27 protein-coding genes are annotated in these 24,237 nt (G+C 41.1%); 24 read left to right on the top strand and 3 right to left on the bottom strand.

Translation table 11 applies throughout. The features are described 5' to 3' along the window. Positions 1-312: 312 nt before the first annotated feature. Positions 313-1,551, top strand: a complete 1,239-nt coding sequence (locus E7C97_RS03165; protein WP_316108116.1) for a folylpolyglutamate synthase/dihydrofolate synthase family protein — start codon at positions 313-315, stop codon at positions 1,549-1,551. A gap of 95 nt (positions 1,552-1,646) precedes the next feature. Continuing rightward, on the top strand, positions 1,647-2,084 hold the full coding sequence (locus E7C97_RS03160; protein ID WP_316108115.1) for an SP_0198 family lipoprotein: 438 nt from the start codon (positions 1,647-1,649) through the stop codon (positions 2,082-2,084). Positions 2,085-2,213: 129 nt separating this feature from the next. Here the strand turns inward: E7C97_RS03160 and E7C97_RS03155 are convergent, their stop codons facing one another. Continuing rightward, the gene (locus tag E7C97_RS03155; protein WP_316108114.1) at positions 2,214-3,026 is read right to left on the bottom strand and encodes a Cof-type HAD-IIB family hydrolase; all 813 of its coding nucleotides are present in this window, start codon (positions 3,024-3,026) and stop codon (positions 2,214-2,216) included. Positions 3,027-3,222: 196 nt separating this feature from the next. Here E7C97_RS03155 and E7C97_RS03150 point away from each other — a divergent pair, with 196 nt between their 5' ends. The 7 genes from E7C97_RS03150 to E7C97_RS03120 all read left to right on the top strand — a co-directional run bounded on the left by E7C97_RS03150 (position 3,223) and on the right by E7C97_RS03120 (position 9,749). Then, positions 3,223-4,644 (top strand): NCS2 family permease, encoded by a 1,422-nt coding sequence (locus E7C97_RS03150; RefSeq protein WP_316108113.1) that lies wholly within the window; start codon positions 3,223-3,225, stop codon positions 4,642-4,644. Between the two features lie 86 nt (positions 4,645-4,730). Then, entirely contained in the window at positions 4,731-5,174 is a 444-nt protein-coding gene (tsaE, locus tag E7C97_RS03145; RefSeq protein WP_316108112.1) for a tRNA (adenosine(37)-N6)-threonylcarbamoyltransferase complex ATPase subunit type 1 TsaE, read from the top strand. Beyond that, the gene (locus E7C97_RS03140) at positions 5,164-5,685 is read left to right on the top strand and encodes a GNAT family N-acetyltransferase (protein WP_316108111.1); all 522 of its coding nucleotides are present in this window, start codon (positions 5,164-5,166) and stop codon (positions 5,683-5,685) included. Before tsaE ends, E7C97_RS03140 begins: the two co-directional genes overlap by 11 nt. 4 nt (positions 5,686-5,689) lie before the next feature. Continuing rightward, positions 5,690-6,727, top strand: a complete 1,038-nt coding sequence (brpA, locus tag E7C97_RS03135; RefSeq protein ID WP_049502894.1) for a biofilm formation/cell division transcriptional regulator BrpA — start codon at positions 5,690-5,692, stop codon at positions 6,725-6,727. Between the two features lie 78 nt (positions 6,728-6,805). After that, positions 6,806-8,074, top strand: a complete 1,269-nt coding sequence (locus tag E7C97_RS03130; RefSeq protein ID WP_316108110.1) for a competence/damage-inducible protein A — start codon at positions 6,806-6,808, stop codon at positions 8,072-8,074. A gap of 41 nt (positions 8,075-8,115) precedes the next feature. After that, entirely contained in the window at positions 8,116-9,270 is a 1,155-nt protein-coding gene (gene recA, locus E7C97_RS03125) for a recombinase RecA (protein WP_049531203.1), read from the top strand. 284 nt (positions 9,271-9,554) lie between these two features. Beyond that, a complete protein-coding gene (locus E7C97_RS03120; RefSeq protein ID WP_000415530.1) occupies positions 9,555-9,749 on the top strand; it encodes a PspC domain-containing protein in 195 nt (64 codons plus the stop codon). 353 nt (positions 9,750-10,102) lie between these two features. On the opposite strand, the gene E7C97_RS03115 is transcribed toward E7C97_RS03120, so the two are convergent. Beyond that, complete coding sequence (locus tag E7C97_RS03115; RefSeq protein ID WP_045762592.1) at positions 10,103-10,657, bottom strand: GNAT family N-acetyltransferase; 555 nt, start codon at positions 10,655-10,657, stop codon at positions 10,103-10,105. 108 nt (positions 10,658-10,765) lie between these two features. On the opposite strand from E7C97_RS03115, the gene E7C97_RS03110 reads away from it, so the two are divergent. After that, entirely contained in the window at positions 10,766-12,136 is a 1,371-nt protein-coding gene (locus E7C97_RS03110) for an MATE family efflux transporter (protein WP_316108109.1), read from the top strand. A 97-nt stretch (positions 12,137-12,233) separates the two neighbouring features. Then, positions 12,234-12,950, top strand: coding sequence for a YebC/PmpR family DNA-binding transcriptional regulator (locus tag E7C97_RS03105; protein ID WP_301392122.1), 717 nt, complete (start codon positions 12,234-12,236; stop codon positions 12,948-12,950). Positions 12,951-13,172: 222 nt separating this feature from the next. On the opposite strand, the gene E7C97_RS03100 is transcribed toward E7C97_RS03105, so the two are convergent. Further along, positions 13,173-13,847, bottom strand: a complete 675-nt coding sequence (locus E7C97_RS03100; protein WP_316108108.1) for a CD20-like domain-containing protein — start codon at positions 13,845-13,847, stop codon at positions 13,173-13,175. 207 nt (positions 13,848-14,054) lie between these two features. On the opposite strand from E7C97_RS03100, the gene E7C97_RS03095 reads away from it, so the two are divergent. The 13 genes from E7C97_RS03095 to E7C97_RS03035 all read left to right on the top strand — a co-directional run bounded on the left by E7C97_RS03095 (position 14,055) and on the right by E7C97_RS03035 (position 24,236). Further along, entirely contained in the window at positions 14,055-14,516 is a 462-nt protein-coding gene (locus E7C97_RS03095) for a MarR family winged helix-turn-helix transcriptional regulator (protein WP_316108107.1), read from the top strand. Next, the gene (locus tag E7C97_RS03090; protein WP_316108106.1) at positions 14,500-16,269 is read left to right on the top strand and encodes an ABC transporter ATP-binding protein; all 1,770 of its coding nucleotides are present in this window, start codon (positions 14,500-14,502) and stop codon (positions 16,267-16,269) included. The genes E7C97_RS03095 and E7C97_RS03090 overlap by 17 nt, the downstream gene beginning before the upstream one ends. Then, positions 16,259-18,019 (top strand): ABC transporter ATP-binding protein, encoded by a 1,761-nt coding sequence (locus tag E7C97_RS03085; RefSeq protein WP_316108105.1) that lies wholly within the window; start codon positions 16,259-16,261, stop codon positions 18,017-18,019. Before E7C97_RS03090 ends, E7C97_RS03085 begins: the two co-directional genes overlap by 11 nt. A 64-nt stretch (positions 18,020-18,083) precedes the next feature. After that, positions 18,084-18,440, top strand: a complete 357-nt coding sequence (locus E7C97_RS03080) for a DUF2200 family protein (protein WP_316108104.1) — start codon at positions 18,084-18,086, stop codon at positions 18,438-18,440. 2 nt (positions 18,441-18,442) lie between these two features. Continuing rightward, entirely contained in the window at positions 18,443-18,946 is a 504-nt protein-coding gene (locus E7C97_RS03075) for a phosphatase PAP2 family protein (RefSeq protein ID WP_316108103.1), read from the top strand. Positions 18,947-19,064: 118 nt separating this feature from the next. Further along, on the top strand, positions 19,065-19,511 hold the full coding sequence (locus E7C97_RS03070) for a LytTR family DNA-binding domain-containing protein (protein ID WP_006155797.1): 447 nt from the start codon (positions 19,065-19,067) through the stop codon (positions 19,509-19,511). 4 nt (positions 19,512-19,515) lie between these two features. Further along, positions 19,516-20,190, top strand: coding sequence for a LiaF transmembrane domain-containing protein (locus E7C97_RS03065; RefSeq protein ID WP_316108102.1), 675 nt, complete (start codon positions 19,516-19,518; stop codon positions 20,188-20,190). 106 nt (positions 20,191-20,296) lie between these two features. Then, positions 20,297-20,485, top strand: coding sequence for a 50S ribosomal protein L28 (rpmB, locus tag E7C97_RS03060; protein ID WP_001140948.1), 189 nt, complete (start codon positions 20,297-20,299; stop codon positions 20,483-20,485). A 150-nt stretch (positions 20,486-20,635) separates the two neighbouring features. Continuing rightward, on the top strand, positions 20,636-21,001 hold the full coding sequence (locus E7C97_RS03055) for an Asp23/Gls24 family envelope stress response protein (protein ID WP_000216431.1): 366 nt from the start codon (positions 20,636-20,638) through the stop codon (positions 20,999-21,001). Between the two features lie 2 nt (positions 21,002-21,003). After that, positions 21,004-22,668, top strand: a complete 1,665-nt coding sequence (locus tag E7C97_RS03050; RefSeq protein WP_316108101.1) for a DAK2 domain-containing protein — start codon at positions 21,004-21,006, stop codon at positions 22,666-22,668. Between the two features lie 314 nt (positions 22,669-22,982). Next, on the top strand, positions 22,983-23,174 hold the full coding sequence (locus E7C97_RS03045) for a hypothetical protein (RefSeq protein WP_316108100.1): 192 nt from the start codon (positions 22,983-22,985) through the stop codon (positions 23,172-23,174). After that, positions 23,171-23,365, top strand: coding sequence for a hypothetical protein (locus tag E7C97_RS03040; RefSeq protein ID WP_316108099.1), 195 nt, complete (start codon positions 23,171-23,173; stop codon positions 23,363-23,365). Before E7C97_RS03045 ends, E7C97_RS03040 begins: the two co-directional genes overlap by 4 nt. Then, complete coding sequence (locus E7C97_RS03035) at positions 23,352-24,236, top strand: ABC transporter ATP-binding protein (protein WP_316108098.1); 885 nt, start codon at positions 23,352-23,354, stop codon at positions 24,234-24,236. The genes E7C97_RS03040 and E7C97_RS03035 overlap by 14 nt, the downstream gene beginning before the upstream one ends. The last annotated feature ends 1 nt before the right edge of the window (position 24,237 follow it).

Below are 24,237 nucleotides of genomic sequence, written 5' to 3'. Positions count from 1 at the left end.
GTCCGGGGGATGTTTTTAGCCCAGCTCCTTGAATTAAGAGAGAGCTGGTAAGTCTGGTAGACTGTATCAGCCCAGTTCCTTGAAATAAGAGAGAACTGGAGAGACTGGGAACGTTTTTACCCTTGCGATAGAAATGAAGATCGCAAGTCGGTCCAGTGGACGTTTTTAGCCTTACGCTAAAAATAAAGACCGTAAGTAAGTCCGAGGAACGTTTTTAGCCCGTATTGAAATAAAATATAGCTAAGTACTAGCTAATTCAGTGAAAAGCGAAGAGAATCTTCGCTTTTTTGTTAAGGATTAAGGAGATTAAGCGTGTTTGAAGTAGAAAAATGGCTTCATAGTCGAATCGGTTTGAATTTTAGATCAGGTTTGGGGCGGATGCAGAGAGCGGTAGACTTGCTGGGGAACCCTGAGCAAGCCTATCCTATTATCCATGTGACAGGGACAAATGGAAAGGGTTCAACCATCGCCTTTATGAGAGAACTCTTTGTTTCTCATGGTAAGAAGGTGGGGACCTTTACTTCACCCCACATTGTTAGCATCCATGATCGGATTTGTATCAATGGTCAACCCATATCGGACGCAGACTTTATCCGTTTGGCAAATCAAGTTAAGGAAATGGAGCAAAGACTTCTAGAGACACATGATCAATTGTCTTTTTTTGAATTGTTAACAGTGATTGCTTTGCTTTATTTTAAAGAACAAGAGGTGGATCTAGTTCTATTAGAAGTTGGGATTGGTGGACTTCTTGATACCACTAATGTGGTGACTGGAGAGATTGCAGTTATTACTTCAATCGGCCTAGATCATCAGGAGACCTTGGGCAATAGTCTGGAAGAAATCGCTGAACAGAAAGCAGGAATTTTTAAGCCAGAAAGAGTAGCAGTGATTGCAAACTTAGCTCCTGAAGCCCAGCTCGTTTGTCAAAAGATAGCAGAAGATTTAGATGTAACTCTCTACCAAGCTGACCGAGATTTTTCTTTCAAATCAGGAAATTTTTCTTCTTCTCTAGCGGATTTGACCCAATTAAAACTGGGTTTGGAAGGAGCTTATCAAGAGGAAAATGCCGCCCTTGCTTTGCAGGCATTTCTGTTGTTTATGACAGAGAGAGGTGAAAAGGTCAATGAGGAAGCTATCCGGTATGCTCTGAAAACAACTAGTTGGGCTGGGCGTCTAGAAGCTGTTACGGAGCACATTTATCTAGATGGTGCCCACAATCTACCAGCCTTGGAGCGGTTAGTTGAATTTATCCAGGAAAAAATTCAGCAAGGTTATCAACCTCAAATCCTTTTTGGAGCTTTAAAGCGTAAAGATTACAGTGGTATGCTTGGTTATCTGACCGATCATTTGCCTGATACAGCTCTCTATGTGACGAGCTTTGACTATCAGGGATCTTTGGAGGAGAAAGATTTGAGCGACTATCATAGAGTTGCTTCCTATCGAGACTTTATAGATGATTTTGAAAAGTCTGCAGGTGAGAAAGACTTACTGTTTGTTACAGGTTCCCTATATTTTATATCTGAAGTTCGTGCCTACCTTATAAAAACATAGTTGCTTGATTGACCTTGTTTCCTTTATTTGATATAGTATAAGTAGAATAGTTCTGCAGTTTTTCTGCCTTTAGCTCCTGAAAGAAAGGAGACATTATGTCACTAAAAAAATTTACACTTTCTCTTGCTACTGTAGCAAGTCTTAGTCTTTTAGTTGCTTGTTCGTCAACAACGAAGCAGGCGCCTTCATCCCAAGCAAGCTCTAGCTCTGAAGTGAGCACTAGTCAAGTATCAGAAATCAGTGCTTCTAGTTCTACTACTAGTGCAAAGACTGACGCAACTACTAATATAGATGGGACATACAAGGGACAAGACGAGGGTGATAGCATTACTCTTGTAGTTACTGGAAATACCGGAACGTGGACAGAAGTTGAAGCGAACGGAGATAAAGAGGTGAAAAAGGTGACCTTCGAACCAGAAAATCAGAGAGTCTTTATTGGAGACGATATCAAGATTTATGTGGCTGAAGAGAACCAGATTATTATCGATGACATGAACCGTGAGGTTTCAGATCGTATCGTTTTAAAGAAATAGACATCATTTGTTGGGATTTGGATCTGTAAAAGACGGATTCAAATCCTTTTTTCATTGACTTTGAGCTCAAAAAAATTCCATACTGTCAAGGTAGCTAATGTCTACCCCAAAAGTATAGAATGAGTGAAATTAAAGAAATCGTTCCTGTAAAAAGTGAGCGACGCCATCTTCTTCGTTGGTCAATGGTAATTGCTCGTCTGCGAAAGGTAACAGAGCAGGATTTGCATTTTTCATGGCATAACCTTTACCTGCAAAAGAAAGCATTTCTTGGTCATTATGTTCGTCACCAAAGGCAATCAAATTCTGTTTGTCTATATTCATGACCTTAAGAAGATATTCGAGGGCAAAGGCCTTGTGAACTCCTTTGGGAGTACATTCGAGAATGTTCAAAGGGCCACCCCAAGTGTTAATATTGAGTTGGTGCTTGTAAAAGCTGTTCATCTCTTCAGCTAGTGCATATTTATCGTCTGCCCTAGTTTGTAATAAAATGCAGTTAGGCCCCTTGGTCACTAAGTTAGACTGGAATTGATTTTCAGGGCGAAAGTTTTCAACGCCAAATAATTTAGGGTTGGCAATTTCTTTGTCCGGGGCTGTAATGTAAAATTTTTTACGGTATTCACCTGCGATAAAGTCTGCCTCAATCTCCTCTTTTCGTTGAACCATATCTAAGAGATATTTTTTATCAACAGTCAGGCATTTTTCATGCTCCCAAACCTTACCAGGCAGGTGAGTGAGCGAACCATTGAAGTTAATCATAGGCGTTTCAAGTTCAAGCTGATCATAAAAATCTTTAGCCATACGATAAGGGCGACCAGTTGCGATAACAACTTGGTGGCCTTTTTTAGAGATTTTCTTAATCGTTTCAATAGTAAAATCAGAAAGTTTGCTTTCAGAGTTGAGCAAGGTTCCGTCCAAATCGACGGCAATCATTTTTTTAGTCATAAAATCCTCCCGAATCTAGTTTCAGATAAGATGTTTTCTATTATATCAGAAAGTGACTAGAAAAGCTGATAATAAGCGAAAATAGGGAGAATAATATCTCATAAGAATTTTTAAAATTAGAAAAAATATCTTGAAAAGATGAATGATTGGTGATATAATGGTAGCATTGTTCGTAAAATGACAAAGGAGATTAAAAATGGACAAACTATTTAAACTAAAAGAGCACGGGACAGATGTCCGTACAGAGGTTCTTGCTGGTTTAACAACTTTCTTTGCAATGAGTTATATTCTCTTTGTAAATCCTCAAATGCTTTCACAAACAGGAATGCCTGTTCAAGGTGTGTTCTTGGCTACAATCATTGGTTCTGTTGTGGGGACTTTGATGATGGCCTTCTATGCTAACTTACCATATGCGCAAGCTCCAGGTATGGGACTCAATGCCTTCTTTACATTTACCGTCGTATTTGGGATGGGTTATAAATGGCAAGAAGCTCTTGGGATGGTCTTCATTTGTGGGATTATTTCATTGATTATTACATTGACCAATGTTCGTAAAATGATCATTGAATCTATTCCTACAACTCTTCGTTCAGCGATTTCAGCTGGTATTGGGGTTTTCCTTGCTTATGTTGGGATTAAGAATGCTGGTCTCTTGAAATTCTCGATTGACCCGGGTACTTATACAGTAGCAGGTGAAGGAGCAGATAAGGCTCAAGCAGCACTTACTGCAAACTCAGCAGCTGTTCCAGGATTGGTAGACTTCAACACTCCAGCTGTCTTGGTAGCTCTTGCAGGTCTTGCCATTACTATCTTCTTCGTTGTTAAGGGGATCAAAGGCGGTATCATCCTTTCTATTTTGACAACGACAGTTCTTGCTATTGCTGTTGGTCTTGTTGATTTGTCTAGCATTGACTTTGCAAGCAACAATCTTTCATCAGCAGTTAACGACCTAGGAACTTTGTTTGGTGCTGCTCTTGGTTCAGAAGGATTAGGATCTCTGATTTCAAACACTTCTCGTTTGCCAGAAACCTTGATGGCCATTCTTGCTTTCTCATTGACAGATATTTTTGATACTATCGGTACTCTTATCGGTACTGGTGAAAAAGTTGGTATCATTGCAACAAGTGGTGAAAACAATGAATCAGCTAAATTAGATAAGGCTCTATATTCTGACTTGGTAGCAACTTCAGTAGGTGCTATTGCAGGTACTTCAAACGTTACAACTTATATTGAGTCAGCAGCAGGGATCGGTGCTGGTGGACGTACTGGATTGACAGCCTTAGTTGTTGCTATCTGTTTTGCTCTATCAAGCTTCTTTAGCCCACTTCTTGCCATTGTGCCTTCAGCTGCGACAGCACCAATTTTGATTATCGTCGGAATCATGATGCTCTCTAACTTGAAAAACATTCCTTGGGATGATATGGCTGAAGCTATTCCAGCCTTCTTCACTTCTATCTTTATGGGATTCAGCTACTCAATCACACAAGGGATTGCCGTTGGTTTCTTAACTTATACTTTGACGAAGGTTGTCAAAGGTCAAGTGAAAGATGTGCATGTCATGATTTGGATTTTGGATGCCTTGTTTATCTTGAACTACATCAGTATGGCTCTTAACTAATGACAAAAACTAAAAAAAGAGGGGAGTCTCCTCTTTTTTTGTTGATGGAAATATCACAAAATAAAACTTTTTGGTATAATAAGTACATGTACACAAAAAATGAAGATGAGTTGATTGCACTTGGGGAAAAGCTAGGGCACTTGTTAGAAAAAAATGATGTATTGATTTTGACTGGTGAATTAGGTGCTGGGAAAACAACACTAACAAAAGGTATAGCTAAAGGATTGGACATTCATCAAATGATTAAGAGTCCTACTTATACCATTGTTCGAGAATATGAAGGACGTCTCCCCCTGTATCACTTGGATGTTTATCGTATCGAAGGGGATGCAGATTCTATCGATTTGGACGAATTTCTTTTTGGTTCAGGTGTAACGGTTATTGAGTGGGGACATCTATTGGGTGAGGATCTCCCTTCAGATTATCTGGAGTTAGAAATCCTAAAAAAAGATGAGGGGCGAGAAATGGTCTTTCATGCTCATGGTCAAAGGGCAACAGAACTTTTGAAAGGATTGACGGATGGAGTATGATCTTTTAATCCGTGAAGCGGAAACCCAGGATGCTTCAGAAGTCATTGCTCTCTTGGATCAGATTGGTCAAGAGTCTAATTTTACCAGTCTGGATGAAAATGGGATTGCAATGACTGAGTCTGAGATGCAACATTTTTTGGACAAGCAGGCCCAGTCGTATAATCAAATTACCCTACTCGTTTTTTTGAATGATGAGTTAGTAGGAATCATCAATATAACAGCTGATCAACGTCCGCGAGTCCGTCATATTGGAGATGTCTTTTTAGGAATAAAAAAAGCTTACTGGGGAAATGGTCTCGGTAGTGTCCTGATGGAAGAAGCTATTGAGTGGGCCAAATCAAGTGGTAGTGTACGACGTCTACAATTGACAGTTCAAAAAAGAAATCTTGCTGCGGTGCATCTATATGAAAAAATGGGTTTTATCATAGAAGGATTACAGGAACGTGGCGCTTGTATAGAAGGAGGAGAGTTTCTAGATGTTTACCTGATGGGTCAACTGATAGATGAATAAAAGTATGGCAAAAAAGATAATCGGAATGTTTTTAGGCTTTGTTCTTGTGACAGTACTTGGTGTGGGAGCTTATGCCTATACGATCTACCAACAAAGTACACAGACTTTGGCTAAAACCTATAAAAAAATCGGTGAAGAAACCAAGGTCATTGAAGCGACCGAACCTCTGACGATTTTGCTTATGGGCGTGGACACAGGGAATGTTGAACGTACAGATCCATGGGCTGGTAATAGTGATTCAATGATCTTGGTCACAGTGAATCCTAAAACTAAGAAGACAGTCATGATGAGTTTAGAGCGAGATATTCTCACACAAATCCAGCAGCCAGATGGTAGTGTAATAGAGGCTAAACTCAATGCCGCCTATGCCAATGGTGGAGCAGAGTTGTCTATTTCAACGATTCAAAAAATGATGAATATCCATATCGACCGCTATGTGATGGTCAATATGCATGGACTTCAAAGAATGGTTGATGCTGTGGGTGGTATTACAGTGAACAACACTCTAGGTTTCCCAATCTCTATCCAAGATCAGGAACCATTTAATACGATTTCTATCGGTGTTGGCGAACAGAAGCTAAATGGTGAAGAAGCCCTTGTTTATTCACGTATGCGTTATCAGGATCCAGAAGGAGACTATGGTCGTCAAAAACGCCAGCGTGAAGTGATTCAAAAAGTTGTCGAGAAGATTCTTAGTTTGAATAGTGTGAGTCACTATCAAGAGATTCTGAAGGCTCTTAGCGATAATATGCAGACAAATATCGAAATTACAACGACAACGATTCCTCAGTTGATGGGTTATCAAGATTCATTTAAAAATATTGAGTCTCAACAATTGCGTGGAGAGGATGCAATGCTTCAAGGGACATCTTACCAAATCGTGACATCTGAGCATATGTTAGAGATGCAAAATCTTTTACGCCGTTCGCTCGGGCAACCAGAGGTTACGAATTTGGAGACTAATGTAGTCTTGTATGAGAATCTTTATGGTCAGGGTCAGTTGCCTCAATCTACTAGTGTTGCAGTAGAAGAATTAGAATAATAGGAAACTATTCATCAAATCGTAGGAATTATCCTGCGATTTTTTCAAAGAAATCCGAATAGGTAAGTAGGAGGAAAAATGAAAGCAGAAATTATAGCTGTTGGAACAGAGATTTTGACAGGTCAGATTGTCAATACCAATGCGCAATTCTTGTCTGAAAAGTTGGCTGAAATCGGTGTAGATGTCTATTTTCAGACGGCTGTAGGAGATAACGAGGCTCGTCTCTTATCCTTGTTAGAAATTGCTCAGAATCGCAGTAGTCTAGTTATTTTAACAGGTGGCTTGGGGCCAACGGAAGATGATTTGACCAAGCAAACTTTAGCTCAATTTTTAGGACGTGACTTGACTTTTGACCCTCAGGCTCAGGCTAAGCTGGATGACTTTTTTGCTCACCGACCAGACTATGCTCGAACTCCAAATAATGAACGTCAGGCTCAAATCGTTCAAGGTTCAACTCCATTACCAAACGAAACAGGGCTAGCAGTAGGTGGCATGATTGAAGTGGCTGGGGTAACCTACGTCGTTCTACCAGGACCTCCAAGTGAATTGAAACCTATGGTCTTAAATGAGCTACTTCCGAGATTGACAACGGGCTCTAAACTCTATTCACGTGTGTTGCGTTTCTTTGGGATTGGTGAGAGCCAGTTAGTGACCATTCTATCAGATTTAATTGACCAGCAGACAGATCCAACCTTGGCACCTTATGCTAAAACTGGGGAAGTGACCCTTCGCTTATCGACCAAGGCTAAGAGTCAAGAAGAAGCGGATCGTGTTCTCGATGCTCTAGAACAAAAAATCCTTGAAAGAGAAACCTTTGAGGGTGTTTCACTTCGAGAAATTTGCTATGGCTATGGGGAAGAAACCAGCTTGGCTAGCCTGGTAGTAGAAGAGTTGAAAAAGCAAAAGAAAACCATCACTGCAGCAGAAAGCTTGACTGCAGGTCTTTTTCAAGCTACTTTGGCAGATTTTTCAGGTGTATCTGTTATTTTTAAAGGTGGTTTTGTGACTTATAGCCTTGAAGAAAAATCTAAGATGCTTGATATTCCACAGGCTGAATTGGAAAAATATGGAGTCGTCTCAGCCTTTACTGCTGAAAAAATGGCTGAACAGGCACGAATCAAGACCCAGTCAGATTTTGGAATTAGTTTGACAGGAGTGGCTGGACCAGACAGCCTAGAAGGACATCCAGCAGGTACAGTCTTTATCGCTTTGGCACAAGCTTCGGGTACAGAAGTTATCCAGGCAAATATCGCAGGTAGAAGTAGAGCAGATGTGCGAGAAATTGCAGTCCTACATGCCTTTAACCTAGTTCGCAAAGCTTTATTAAGTGCTGGAGATTTGTTATAATAGAAGAAGGTCTTAGGACTATTAGAATATAGGAGAACAAAATGGCGAAAAAACCAACAAAAAAATTAGACGAAATTGGCAAAAAATTTGGTGCTGATCGTGAAAAAGCTTTGAATGATGCCCTTAAATTAATTGAAAAAGACTTTGGTAAGGGATCAATCATGCGCTTGGGTGAACGTGCAGAGCAAAAAGTCCAAGTGATGAGTTCAGGATCTTTGGCTCTGGATATTGCTCTTGGATCAGGTGGTTATCCAAAGGGACGTATTATTGAAATCTACGGACCAGAGTCATCAGGTAAGACAACAGTAGCCCTTCATGCGGTAGCGCAAGCCCAAAAAGAAGGCGGAATTGCTGCCTTTATCGATGCAGAGCACGCTCTTGATCCAGCCTATGCAGCAGCGCTTGGAGTTAATATCGATGAATTGCTCTTGTCACAACCAGACTCAGGGGAGCAAGGTCTTGAAATTGCTGGGAAATTGATTGACTCAGGTGCGGTTGACCTTGTTGTTATCGACTCAGTTGCAGCTCTTGTGCCTCGTGCGGAAATCGATGGGGATATCGGAGATAGCCACGTTGGTCTTCAAGCTCGTATGATGAGCCAGGCTATGCGTAAACTCGGGGCTTCTATTAACAAGACAAAGACAATTGCTATCTTCATCAACCAATTGCGTGAAAAAGTAGGGGTTATGTTTGGTAATCCAGAAACAACTCCTGGTGGACGTGCTCTTAAATTTTACGCTTCTGTCCGTTTGGATGTTCGTGGAAGCACACAAATCAAGGGAACTGGTGACCAAAAAGATACTAGCGTAGGTAAGGAAACCAAGATTAAGGTTGTTAAAAACAAGGTAGCTCCGCCATTCAAAGAAGCCTTTGTTGAAATCATGTATGGTGAAGGGATTTCAAGAACTGGTGAGCTTTTGAAGATTGCAAGTGATCTTGACATCATCAAGAAAGCAGGAGCATGGTACTCTTATAAAGACGAAAAGATCGGTCAAGGTTCTGAAAATGCTAAGAAATACTTGGCGGATCACCCAGAAATCTTTGACGAGATTGACCACCAAGTTCGTGTCAAGTTTGGCTTGATTGAAGACGATGCGGTAGCTGATGAAAAAGTTGCACCTGCGGAATCAGAAGTAGCTAACCAAGAAGTGACTCTTGATCTTGGCGATGATCTTGAAATCGAAATTGAAGATTAAAAAGTAAAAGTGGTGGAGGAATCCCCACTTTTTCTGTTATCGTGGACTAATACTCAATGAAAATCAAAGAGCAAACTAGGAAGCGAGCCGCAGGCTGTACTTGAGTACGACAAGGCGAAGCTGACGTGGTTTGAATTTGATTTTCGAAGAGTATAAAGAACTGAAACAATGAGGGGATATAGTTTGCTAAAACTAGCATCTTCTGATAAAAAGTAGAAAGACTATTGAAAAAGATTTGATTTGATGATAAAATAAATTAACAAAATTAGTATAAGGAGATTCTTATGGAAAAACGTTTAGTTCGTAATGTTCAAGATAAAAAAATTGCAGGTGTTTGTGCAGGTCTTGCCGACTATTTTGATATTGACCCTACTCTGGTTCGTGCACTTTGGATCCTTTTCACTTTGTTAGGTGGTTCAGGAGTGCTTGCTTATATCATTCTATGGGTTATTATGCCTGAAGCAGGAACAGAAGCGTAAACTTAGTGCATCTTTATGAGACAAATCATGATAAGAGAGTGGGACAGAAATCGGTAATTCGTTAGAATTCGATTTCGTCGTCCCACCTCCGCAAAGTTGAGTAGGGCTGTAAAAGCTGATGAAATCAGCGTAGTAGAGCCCACTCAACCACTGCGTCTTGCTCGACAATCCAAAGACAAATAAGAGGCTGGGACAAAAGTCCTAGCCTCTTATTTGTGATATGCGGTGATAATTTTTTCCAAGTTTTCATCTTATTTCGGAATCACAAAAAATCACCTGTAGTGCAGGTGATTGTATATTGGTTACAGAGAAAATTACAAATCTTTAATGGAGACTCAAGGTTGCCATCCAGACTAGTGTTCACTAAAGCGACGGTACTCGATGTGGAAGTCAAAATAATTTTCTTCTTGTAATTTTTGGAAGATATCACGGTAGGCTTCTTCATCAAAGTGGTCGCCACGATATAGAATCTCAAAACTAAGACCTTCGTACTCCAAAAAAGCATTGGCTGTTTTGAAGCCGTTTTGTTTATAGAATTCCATGCGAGCTTTTCGCTGTTCGAGGTTATCGCATTCCTCATCCAAACGTTCAACTTCAAGAATCATGGTACGCTGGTAAAAATCAATGAGTTTTTCAATAATTTCTCTCCCGTAGCCATGACTGCGGAGATGGGGCATAATGGCAAAAAAGCTGATGTAGAATGCTTTTTGATTGGCAATAGCAAAAGCGAAGCCAACAAATTCTTCCTCGTTATAAAAAGCGAAAAAGTGAGCGTCATCCCTATCTTGGTAACGTAAAAATTCTTCCAAAGGTACTCTTTCTTCTTCAGGAAAAGCTTCCTTGTTTAATTGGTCAACTTTTTCAAGATCTGGGAATACATCTGTAATTAACTGGCTGGTTAAGGTCATACCTAACCTCCTTTTCTGTCATGATTATACCAGATTGTCTGTATATAGGCAACGCTTTCTTATCCAAACTCTCTTGTTCCCCTACTGGAAAGCTGATATAATAGCCTTATGAATAAAAAATCAACGGTGGACCTGATTCATGGCCCCATCCTTCCCGCGCTAATTAGTTTTGCATTACCGATTCTACTATCCAATATCTTTCAGCAACTTTATAATACGGCTGATATTTTGATTGTTGGACGTTTTCTAGGGCCAGACTCCTTGGCGGCTGTTGGGGCAACAACGGCTATCTTTGACTTGATTATCGGTTTTGCTCTCGGAGTTGGCAATGGAATGGGAGTGGTGATTGCCCGCTATTATGGAGCCCGTAACTTTTCGAAGATTAAAGAAGCTGTCGCAGCCACTTGGATCTTAGGAGCCCTTTTAAGTGTGATTGTTATGGCGATAGGATTTGTCGGCCTCTATCCACTTCTCCAATATCTGGAAACTCCTACAGAGATTCTCCCCCAGTCTTATGAATACATCTCCATGATTGTCAGCTGTGTGGGAGTTAGCTTTGCTTATAATCTCTTTGCAGGATTACTACGCTCGATTGGTGACAGCCTTGCAGCACTTGCTTTTCTTATCTTTTCAGCCATTGTTAATGTCATTCTAGATTTATATTTTATTACACAACTGCAGTTAGGTGTTCAATCTGCTGGTCTTGCAACCATTATCTCCCAGGGCTTGTCAGCTATCCTTTGTTATCTCTATATCCGAAAGAGTGTTCCAGAGCTCCTTCCTAGGTGGAAAGATTTCAGATGGAATAAGGCTCTCTATATTGATCTTTTGGAGCAGGGGCTAGCCATGGGCTTGATGGGTTCAATCGTCTCTGTCGGAAGTGTTATTTTGCAATCCTCTGTCAATAGTTTTGGAGCAGTCATTATCAGCGCTCAGACGGCAGCACGCCGAATCATGGCCTTTGCCTTATTGCCAATGACGGCTATTTCAGCCTCTATGACCACATTTATCTCTCAAAACTTTGGGGCAAAACGTCCAGAACGTATTGTTCACGGTCTTCGACTAGGGAGTTATATCAGTATGGCTTGGGCGAGCTTTGCCTGTATTTTCCTATTTTTTGCAAGTCCTACTCTGGTTTCTTTCCTGGCAAGTTCGACAGACGGCTACTTGATTGAAAATGGGACTTTATACCTACGCATCAGTTCTGTATTCTATCCATTTTTGAGTCTTTTATTGATCTATAGAAATAGTTTACAAGGGCTAGGTCAAAAGTTCCTACCTCTCGTATCTAGCTTTATCGAGTTATTTGGGAAAATCGTGTTTGTAGCTTGGATTATTCCTTGGACAGGCTATACAGGTGTGATTCTATGTGAGCCCCTTCTCTGGCTAGTTATGACTGCTCAACTTTATTTCTCACTTTCCAAACATCCATGGATCAAAGAAGGCAAGAAAATCTTGGTTGCTGGTGGGAAATCCTAGCTTGATTTACAAAAGAAAAATCCATTTCCTCTAGTGAAAATCAGGTAGACTTGTGTTATAATAAGAAAGATTAAAATGTGAAAAAAGGAGATTCCTAATGGGACGTAAATGGGCCAATATCGTAGCTAAGAAAACAGCTAAAGATGGAGCTAACTCTAAAGTATATGCAAAATTTGGTGTAGAAATCTATGTAGCAGCTAAAAAAGGTGAACCAGATCCAGAATTAAACACTGCTTTGAAATTCGTTGTCGATCGTGCCAAACAAGCGCAAGTGCCAAAACACGTTATTGATAAGGCTATCGATAAAGCAAAAGGAAACACAGACGAAACCTTTACAGAAGGTCGTTACGAAGGTTTCGGACCAAATGGTTCTATGTTGATCGTTGATACTTTGACTTCAAACGTTAACCGTACAGCTGCCAACGTGCGTGCTGCCTTTGGTAAAAACGGCGGAAATATGGGAGCTTCAGGTTCTGTATCTTATCTCTTTGACAACAAGGGTGTTATCGTATTTGCAGGTGACGATGCTGATGCTATTTTTGAACTCTTGCTTGAAGCAGATGTTGATGTAGATGATGTAGAAGCAGAAGAAGGAACAATCACTGTCTACACTGCACCAACTGACCTTCACAAGGCTATCGTTGCTTTGCGTGAGTCTGGTATTGAAGAATTCCAAGTAACTGAATTGGAAATGATTCCTCAATCAGAAGTTGAGTTGTCAGGTGAAGATTTGGAAACATTTGAAAAACTCTACGGAGTCCTTGAAGACGACGAAGACGTACAAAAAATCTACACAAACGTAGACGGATTCTAAGAATAAAAATAACCCCTTTGAACATTCAATATTTTCAAGGGGTTTGTTTATCTTGTTATGACAAAAGGGGTAAGAAAGAGACAAAAATCTCTTTTGCCCAAAACGTTATTAGTTATCTATAATCGTCTATAATCCAATGGATTGTGGAAATATCGTGGTGCTGGGATTTAGAAATCGAGACTTGGTCTACCGATTGCTATTCCCAGCACCTTTTTAGTTATATTAAATTTTCACTCCAGAATCAGATTGTTCTTTGCGATCTAGTCCGATGGCGAATTTACGGATCAGAAGAAACTGGCCATTTTCTTGTTTTACGAAGGTGAGCACAACTGTCTTAGGATCTGAACTGATGGAGAGATAGGTGATTCTTTTTATTTCATAGTCTCCCATAATTGAATCTGTTTCTGAATCTGGGATTCCGTGTTTCCTGATAATATCTTTGTAGTTGCTGCCTCCCTTCCCGCTATTAGAAGTGTCCCCTTCTACCAAGGCATCGAACTGTTCCTGGCTCCAAGTGAAGAATTCAGTATCTTCCTCATCATCTTCCTCACCTGTACTACTATCAGGAAGTTCATCATACTCCTCAGTATTAGTTGAAAAAGTGATGTTTCTATAGGGGTGACTAAAGGTTCTGGCAAGATCAGTAAAGATATTAGTAGATAGAACTTGAGTTATCAAAACAATGACAATGGAAATAACACCTAAGGTTGTTCCAATAATGGCCAATGTTTTACGGTTTCTAAGATTGAGGACAATGCCAAAAATTCCTAAAATCAAAGAGGCGATGGCAAGGAAAAATGATAGGATGTTTACAATAGGTATCCAAGAACCAAGAAGTGCCAGGGTTCCAAAGATGATGGCAAGGATTCCTAAGATTTTCTGTTCTTTTTGCTTCATTTGTGAATGACTCATTTCTAGTAAACTGGATTTGTGTTCGTGTGAGATAGTGTTTATTATAGATAAAATAAGAGCTGATGTCAATTTATACCGAGATAGTTCTCATAGAAACTTTTTTCTTGACATCTTTTCTGAAAATGATAAAATAGTTCTCATGGAAACTTAATTATTCTCAAGAGAACTATTTTTATTTAGAAGGGAGATAGCATGGATAAACCGATGTTGGTCTTTAAACGTTTTGGTCACCAGTTACATCTGATGGTACAAAAGGAAGCCAAGCGTTGTGGTATTGAATTTATGGGTGGTCCGCAAGGGCAGGTCATTCGTTTTTTAGATCGTCGTGAGCATGAACAAGAATTAACATTCATCAAGGATATTGAACAAGAGCTCAATATTACCAAGTCAGTTGCTAGTAATTTGGTCAAGCGTATGGTGCAAAATGGTTTGGTAGAGTTGGAGGTGAGTCCAAATGATAAACGAGCGAAATTTGTTCATTTGACCGAAAAATCACGCTCTCAGATGAAACAAATCAAATCATTCTTTGATCGAATGAACCGTAGTTTGCTTGATGGCATTTCCGAAGAGAATCTCGCTATTTTTGAAGAAGTTATGGGCCAACTACAAGCAAATGTAGAAAAAATAGGAGGTAAGAATGAAGAAACTCGCTAAGCGTATCACAGGAAAAGAGTGGAGCATGATTCTAATAACTGTTCTCTTTACCTGTTGCTCGGTCTATCTAGAGTTAGAAGTACCGACTTACGTTTCAAAAATAACAGAATTACTCGGAACGCCAGGTACGGAGTTGGGAGACCTTTGGTCGCCGGCAACTAAGATGATGGGTTTGTCATTCTTAGCCTTCCTATCATCTGTAACAGTTGGATTTTTTGCCGCTCGAGTTGCAGCATCCTATACGGCTCATCTACGAAGCGATATTTTTAATCGTGTTTTGGATTACTCCCAGACAGAAATTAAACGTTTTTCAATTCCCAGTCTATTGACTCGGACAACCAATGATATCACGCAGATTCAGATGCTCTTTACCATGGGACTCCAAGTGGTCACTCGTGGTCCTATCATGGCTATTTGGGCCATTGGTAAAATACTTGGCAAGTCTGAATACTGGATTTGGGCAGTAGTGGTGGCAGTCATTGTCAATGTTCTGATGACAACTGTCTTGATGACTTTGGCCTTTCCTAAACAATCTGTCATTCAAAAATTGACAGATAAACTCAATAGCATCACTCGTGAAAGTTTGACAGGGATTCGGGTTGTTCGTGCATACAATGCTGAGGAATATCAAGATAAGAAATTCGAAGAAGCCAATGATGAAGTCACACGACTCAATCTCTTTGTCAGTCGCTTAATGGCCATTATGAACCCAATTATGCAGGCAATTTCCAGTGGTTTGATCTTGGCTATTTACTGGATTGGTGCTTATCTTATCAACGACGCTAGCTTGACAGAGCGTCTACCCTTCTTTAGCGATATGGTGGTCTTCATGTCCTATGCTATGCAAGTGGTAATGGGCTTCTTACTCATGGGTGCTCTCTTTATCGTCTTGCCTCGTACCTTGGTTTCTGCAGGTCGTATCAATCAAGTCTTGGACCTTCATTCCTCTATTGAAAATCCTAGTCACCCACAGACAGCAAACTCTTCTGTAAAAGGTCAAGTGGAATACCGCGACGTAACCTTCCGTTACTCTAAAAACTCAGAAGCAGTTGTGGAACATGTCAGCTTCAAGGCAGAAGCAGGGCAAACCATTGCCTTTATCGGTTCAACTGGTTCTGGTAAATCGACGCTTGTGAACCTCTTACCCCGTTTTTATGATGTGTCAGAGGGAGAAATTCTAGTAGACGGCGTCAATGTTCAGAATTATGACTTAGAAGATTTGCGTAATAAAGTTGGCTATATCCCTCAAAAAGCTGTGCTCTTTTCTGGAGATGTTAAGGGCAATCTCGACTTTGGTAAGAGTCAAGAAACACCACTAAGTGAGACGGCCATGTGGCAAGCTCTGGAATTGGCTCAATCTAAAAACTTTATTGAAGATAAGGAAGCAGGTCTAAACTCGGAAGTGGCCCAAGGCGGGACCAATTTCTCAGGTGGACAGAGACAACGTCTGGCCATTGCACGCGCCTTGGCTCGTAAACCAGAGATTCTCATTTTTGATGATTCATTCTCAGCCTTGGACTACAAGACAGATCGTATCTTGCGTCAAGTATTAGCTGAAAAAACACAATCCATGACCAAGTTAATTGTTGCCCAACGCATTTCAACCATTATGGATGCAGACCTGATCTTAGTCTTGGATCAAGGTAAAGTCGTGGGACAAGGCACCCACAAGGAACTTCTTGCAAACAATGAAGTTTACCAAGAAATTGCCTATTCACAACTATCGAAGGAGGAATTGGAACATGGAAAATAAGAAAATGTCCTTATGGAAACAGTGTAGACCTTTTCTAGCAGGTCTCCAACTTCCTCTACTAGTCGCAGTTGTGGCGGCTATCTGTTCAAGTATTATCACGGTTTATGGACCAACTAAGATCAAAGAAATTACCAATTTGATTTCAGATGGGTTAATGACAGAGATTGACCTAGAGGCTGTCTCAAGTATTGCTAGCTTTTTGGTTATTCTATATTTGCTTGGGATTATCCTGAACTATACGCAAGCCTACATTTTTTCAACTAGTATCCAACATTTCTCAAAACGTTTGCGGACAGCTATTGCTGAGAAAATCAATCGCTTGCCACTTGCTTATTTTGACCGTCATTCTCAAGGAGACACCCTTTCTCGTGTGACTAATGACGTTGATACAGCAGCTCAATCTCTCAACCAAAGTTTAGGAACAGTGATCTCAGCTAGCTTTTTACTAATTGCTGTTTTGATTACCATGTTTGGTATGAACTGGATTTTGGCACTAGTTACCGTTGTTTCAACCCTTGTTGGATTTGCGGCGGTTTCCGTAATTATGGCCAAGTCGCAGGGCTACTTTAAAGCTCAACAAAACAACCTAGCAGCTGTAAATGGCTATGTGGAAGAAATGTACTCTGGCCACAATGTGGTGACCAGCTATAATGCTGTGGAACCAACAAAAGACACATTTGCAGGCTTGAATCAGAATCTACATGATAGCATCTGGAAATCTCAGTTTATTTCTGGTATCATGATGCCCGCTATGTTCTTTGTCGGAAACTTTAGTTATGTTTTGGTTGTTATCGTCGGTGCTGCCTTGGCTCTTGAAGGCCATATCAGTATTGGGATTATCGTAGCTTTTATGGTTTATGTTCGTACCTTCTCTCAACCCTTATCACAGATTGCCCAAGGGATTACAAGTTTGCAACAAGCCAGTGCAGCTATGACACGTGTCTTTGAGTTTCTAGGCGAAGCTGAGATGGAAGACGAATCTCATAAGGCAAGACAATTGACTGGTATGAAGGGTGAAGTTGTCTTTGACCGAGTTTCCTTTGGTTACACTCCTGAGCGAACCATCATTCATGACTTTTCTGCGACAGCTCATGCGGGTCAAAAGGTTGCCATTGTCGGGCCGACTGGAGCTGGGAAGACGACCATTGTCAATCTTTTGATGAAATTCTATGAGATTGATAAGGGAAGCATTCGCATTGATGGTGTGGATACCAAGAAGATGAAACGTTCAGAAGTGCACGATGCCTTTTCAATGGTCTTGCAGGATACCTGGCTCTTTGAAGGAACTATTCGAGACAATCTCATTTATAATCAAACTGGGATTAGTGATGAGCGCATGATCGAAGCAGCAAAAGCAGTCGGAATCCACCACTTTATCATGACTCTACCAGATGGCTACGATACTGTTTTGGATGATACAGTGACCTTGTCAGTAGGGCAGAAACAGCTCTTGACCATCGCTCGTGCCCTTCTCAAAGATTCTCCACTCCTGATTCTGGACGAAGCGACATCTTCAGTCGATACACGTACAGAGGAGTTGATTCAGAAAGCCATGGACCGTTTGATGGAAGGACGCACATCCTTTGTCATCGCCCATCGCTTGTCAACGATCCGTAATGCGGACTTAATCCTGGTCATGAAAGATGGAAATATCATTGAGCAAGGCAATCATGAGGAACTCATGGCTCAAGGTGGTTTCTATGCTGACCTCTACAATAGTCAATTTACAGAAGATGAAGTAGAAGAATAAAACCAAAGAAGGCTTGACGGCCTTCTTTTTCTTCTTTATACTGGTATAATAGAGAGAGGAAAGTATGAGTCAGAAATTATACAATATGAAATTTTCTGCGGTCTATCCAGCCTTGATTGCAAAGATTGAGCGAAAGGGTGGAAGGGCAGAATCCGTTCACCAAGTGACCAGTTGGCTGACAGGTTATGAGGTGAGTGACATCCTTGCTTGTCTGGATAGGGACCTTACCTACGGAGATTTTTTTCGACAGGCACCGTCTTATGCACCTGAACGGATTGCGATTACGGGTAAGATTTGTGGTGTTCGTATTGAGGAAATTGAGGATACTCTGATGCAGGAAATCCGTCGTCTGGACAAATTAGTAGACTGGCTTGCCAAGGGGAAAACAGCCCAGCAGGTCCTAGAAAAGTATGAGAAATAGAAATGAAAAACTATCAAGAATGGTACGAGAAGAGGAAATCAGGTCTTCTTCGACATCCACATCTTTTGCAATTGATGCGAGTCTTTAATCGCATGATGACAGTCCTGATGCCCTTAGCTTACTTGACCTTGTTGGGAACAAACTTTGTAGGTGAAGGGATCGGGAAAGACCTTTCTGTTTATATTTTAGTTCCAGCTTTTGGCTTTGTCCTATTGACGCTCGTTCGTAAGTGGGTCAATCAACCTCGGCCTTATGAGACTTGGGGAATTGTCCCTCTACTAGACAAGGACAGTTCTGGCAATTCAATGCCCAGTCGCCACGTCTTTTCAGCAACCATCATTTCCATGGCTTGTTTACATGCAAATTTGCCTGTGGGGTTGATTTTATTGGTTTTATCAATTCTTCTCGGTCTTGTGCGAGTTTTAGGGGGTGTTCATTATCCCAAGGATGTTCTAGTTGGCTATGCCTGTGGCCTCCTCTGGGGAATTCTTTTCTTTATTTTCTAAAAAGCAAAGCAAGTGAGCTTGGCCTCGTAACCACTTACGGGTAAAAAGTGACCACTTGCTTTTTTGCCCTTGTAAAGTCTTCTGGCCTTTGATATAGTAGATGCAGAAAGGAGATAGGATGAAGTTACGAATCGAGATTGATAGTGAATTAACTGAGACAGAGATTGTCATCAAGGCTGCAGCCCTGACAGATGAAATAGCTGACTTGCAACGACTCTTGCAAGAAACCAAGGCTCCTAGGTTGATCTTTTACAAGGGGACTGGTGAGTACTACTTAGACTTGGCAGAAATCCTCTTCTTTGAGACGGAAGGGAGCAAGATTTACGCCCACACCCAGAAAGAGGCCTACGAGGTGAGACTCAAGCTCTATGAACTAGAGTCCATCCTGCCCCGCTATTTCAGTCGGGTATCCAAGTCGACCATAGCCAATCTTCGGCAGGTCTACTCAGTGGACAAGTCCTTCTCAGGGACAGGGACTATTTCCTTTTATCAGACCCACAAGGAGGTTCATGTGTCACGGCACTACCAATCCCTCCTAAAAGAAAATCTAAGAAACATGAGGTAAGAAGATGAAAAAGAAAGCATTTGGTATTGTGTTGCTAGTATTGGCAGCCTTAGTATTATTGCAGGGGAATTTTGGAATTCCTTCTCTGGGAGGGCACATTTGGCCTATGATCGGTATTGGATTTTTTGCCTATCAATCAGTTGAGGCTTTGCTTCGTCGTCATCTGACATCAGCCTCAGTTACAGCCCTAGTAGCCCTCATGATTGCCAATCATTTTTATGACATTCTACCGATTCCCAATCAGTCACTGTTCTGGGCAAGTATTTTAATCGTAATGGGTGTCAGCGCACTCACTCATTCTAACAGAACTTGGAATGGGAAAAAATGGTGGTATGACGGTGAAAAGACTATTCTGACAGACAAGGAAGTCGCTTTTGGGGCGGGTACATTTTACAAGCAGGACCAAGATTTGGTAGAAGATGAGTTTGAAGTTGGTTTCGGGAATGCCAAGATTTATTATGACAATGCAGAGATGTTAGGTGATTTTGCTACTCTGAATATCGAAGTCGGTTTTGGGAATGCAGTTATCTACGTGCCTCAACACTGGAGAGTAGATCTAAAGGTAGAGACTTTTTGTGGAGCAGCCAAGGCAGATGCCCCTCTAGGACCAACCAGCAAAACTTTGATTATCCGTGGAGATGTAGCTTTTGGGAAACTAGGAGTTGTTTACGTTAAATAAAAAAATATTCCAATCCCCTTGCCAAAAAAGAGAAAGTGTGATAACATAGTACAGTATGTGGTGCTAGCACATCCGCTATATTAGATCTAATAGGAGGAAAACACAAATGGCTAAAGTATGTTACTTTACAGGTCGTAAGACTGTATCAGGAAACAACCGTTCACACGCGATGAACCAAACAAAACGTGCCGTAAAACCAAACCTTCAAAAAGTTACTGTACTTATCGATGGTAAACCTAAAAAAGTTTGGGCTTCAGCTCGTGCTTTGAAATCAGGTAAAGTAGAACGCGTTTAATAAAGAGTAAAAGGCCATCAGGTCTTTTTCTTTTGCTCTAAGCTCAAAAAGTCTCGTCAAAGGAGCAAATATCCGCCGATACAGTATTCTGCTTTTACACTTGGCTTGAAATATGATAAAATAGAGTATCAACTAGTTGAGGTAGAAAAAATGACTGTAAAAATTAATACAAAAGATGGTCAAATCGAACTAACAGATGAAGTGATTGCTACCGTTGTAGGCGGTGCAGCAACTGAGATTTTTGGTGTGGTCGGTATGGCAAGTAAGAAAGCCCTCAAAGATAATTTCCAAGCCCTCCTTGGGAAGGAAAATTATTCTAAAGGTGTCGTTGTAAAAGCGGCCGAAGATGGTAGCATTGCAGTTGATGTATATACCGTGTTGAGTTACGGAACAAAAATCAGTGAAGTCTCAAAAAACATCCAAGAGCGTGTTCGCTTTAGTTTGGAAAACCAACTTGGCATTACTGCTCAAACTGTGAATGTCTACATTCAAAATATCAAAGTTGTAGGAGAATAATCGTGTCAAATATTACTACAAGCTTATTTCAAGAAATGGTACAGGCTGCATCTACTCGTTTGAACAAGCAAGCCGAATATGTCAACTCATTGAACGTCTTCCCAGTTCCAGATGGAGATACAGGAACAAACATGGGAATGACTATTGAAAATGGTGCCAAAGAAGTAGCAGACAAACCAGCTTCAACTGTTGGTGAGGCTGCGAGTATCTTGGCTAAAGGTCTGTTGATGGGTGCGCGTGGAAACTCAGGAGTTATCACTTCTCAGCTTTTCCGCGGATTTTCGCAAGCTATCAAGGAAAAAGATGAATTAACAGGGAAAGATCTAGCTCTTGCCTTCCAATCAGGTGTTGAAGTAGCCTACAAGGCTGTTATGAAGCCAGTTGAAGGAACAATCTTGACTGTATCACGTGGTGCAGCCATCGGGGCTAAGAAAAAAGCCGAGCAGACAGATGATGCTATTGAGGTGATGCGTGCAGCCTTGGAAGGAGCTAAAACAGCCCTTGCGAAGACTCCAGATATGCTTCCAGTCTTGAAGGAAGTTGGAGTTGTAGACTCAGGTGGTCAAGGTTTGGTCTTCATCTATGAAGGCTTCCTTTCAGCTCTTACTGGTGAATATAGCGCTTCTGAAGACTTTGTAGCGACTCCAGCCAACATGAGTGAGATGATCAATGCAGAACACCACAAGTCTGTAGCTGGACATGTGGCAACAGAAGACATCACCTTTGGTTACTGTACAGAGATCATGGTTGCCCTTAAACAAGGCCCAACTTATGCTAAAGACTTTGACTACGAAGAATTCCGTAACTACTTGAACGAACTTGGGGATTCACTTCTTGTTGTCAATGACGATGAAATCGTTAAAGTTCACGTCCATACAGAAGATCCAGGTCTTGTTATGCAAGAAGGTCTGAAATATGGTAGCTTGGTTAAGGTTAAAGTCGATAACATGCGTAACCAACACGAAGCACAAGTAGAAAAAGAAGCTAAAGTCAGCAAACCAGCTGAGGAAAAAGAATATGCTCTTATCGCAGTAGTAGCTGGACAAGGCTTGGCAGACATCTTCCGTGCTCAAGGTGTGGACTACGTCATCGAAGGGGGACAAACCATGAACCCTTCGACAGAAGACTTTATCAAGGCTGTTGAGCAAGTTAATGCTCGTAACATCATCTTCTTGCCAAACAACAAAAATATCTTCATGGCAGCTCAATCTGCAGCTGAAGTCTTAGAACAACCAGCAGTAGTGGTAGAAGCTCGTACCCTTCCTCAAGGATTGACTAGTCTTCTTGCCTTCGATCCAAGCAAGTCTATCGAAGAAAATAAAGAACGCATGACTGCAGCCCTTGGTGATGTGGTCAGTGGTAGTGTAACAACAGCCGTTCGTGACACGACTATCGATGGTTTGGAAATTCATGAAAATGACAATCTTGGTATGGTAGACGGTAAGATCCTCGTATCAAACCCTGACATGCACCAAACTCTGACTGAAACTTTGAAACATATGTTGGATGAAGACAGTGAAATCGTAACCTTCTATATCGGTGAAGATGGAAGTGAAGAACTTGCCAATGAAATTGCCCAAGAAATCACAGAAGAATTCGAAGATGTCGAAGTCGAAATCCACCAAGGTCAACAACCAGTATATCCATATCTTTTCAGTGTGGAATAACGTCGTCCCACCTCCGCACAGTTGAGTAGGGCTGTAAAAGCTGATGAAATCAGCGTAGTAGAGCCCACTCAACCACTGCGTCTTGCTCGACAATCCAAAAACAATTTAGAGGCTAGGACTTTTGTCCCAGCCTCTTTTTTGTTTTGCAATGAGATTTTAACTGGATAGTTGATTGGGACTAGAAAATTGACCCAATCTAGTAATTTCTATTCCATCATTTTTTTATGACATTTGTCATATCTCCTCATGACAGAAGCTTCTAGTGAGACAACCCTCAAAGAATTATACTAGATGTATCAAATGGAGGAAGAAAAATGAAACATAAAGTAATTGTCGCAATGAGTTTAGTAGCAGCAGGAGTCATGACTTATCTCATGTTCTCAGGATTGGATGAAGACTTCTATCATTTTCCTTGGGAGTTGTTTGCAAGCTTTGGAATCATGTCTTGGTTGATACGAGAAAGCTTGAAATTGGTCTCAGATGTGAAAAAGGAGTTTGAAAAATGAAAAAAGCGATTCTCTATCTTTTTATTGAACTATCACTAGTGGTATGGTTGGTAGAAATGTTTACAGGTTGGTTTGATCAAGCCTTCCTGCACCAAGCCATTCGCGGTGCCTGGGGTCTAGGATTTATGATTTTTATCGCCTTTCCGATGGGAAAGGAGTGGCTGAAAGGAGAGTATCATGAACATGATTAAGGTAGAAAGCCTAAATAAAAACATCAAGGGCAAGGCTATATTGAAGGATATTTCCTTTGAGGTAGCTGAAGGTGAATGCGTCGCCTTGATTGGGCCAAATGGTGCTGGAAAGACCACACTCTTGGACTGTTTGCTTGGAGATAAACTGATTACCAGCGGTCAAGTATCCATCCAAGGCTTGCCAGTGACGAGTTCTCAGTTAGACTATATTAGAGGCTACCTCCCTCAAGAAAATGTCATCGTTCAGAAATTAAAGGTCAAAGAGTTGATTGCTTTCTTTCAAAGCATTTACCCAAATCCTTTGAGCAACCAGGAAATCGATCAACTATTGCAGTTTGACCAGCAACAAAAAGAGCAATTCGCAGAAAAATTGTCAGGTGGGCAAAAGCGTCTCTTCTCTTTTGTCTTGACCTTGATTGGCCGACCAAAGCTAGTCTTTTTAGATGAGCCAACTGCTGCCATGGATACCTCTACACGTCAACGTTTTTGGGAAATTGTTCAGGACCTAAAAGCACAGGGAGTCACCATTCTTTATTCGTCCCATTACATCGAAGAGGTAGAGCATACAGCGGACCGGATTTTGGTCTTGAATAAGGGAGAGTTGATTCGCGATACGACGCCTCTAGCTATGCGTAGTGAGGGAATTGAAAAGCATTTTATCCTTCCTCTGGCATACAAGAAAGTCGTTGAGCAGTCTAACCTGGTTGAAAACTGGTCACAAAAACAAGATGCCCTGCAAGTAGTCACACGCGAAGCGGATGCTTTCTGGGAACTGTTAGTGCAAGCAGGATGTAGGATTCAAGAAATTGAAGTCAATAATCGTAGCTTGCTGGATACAATCTTTGAAGAAACACAAAAGGGAGATGACTAAG

Source organism: Streptococcus sp., assembly GCF_032481935.1.
Taxonomy (GTDB): domain Bacteria; phylum Bacillota; class Bacilli; order Lactobacillales; family Streptococcaceae; genus Streptococcus.
This window is presented reverse-complemented; position numbering and strand designations above follow the sequence as displayed.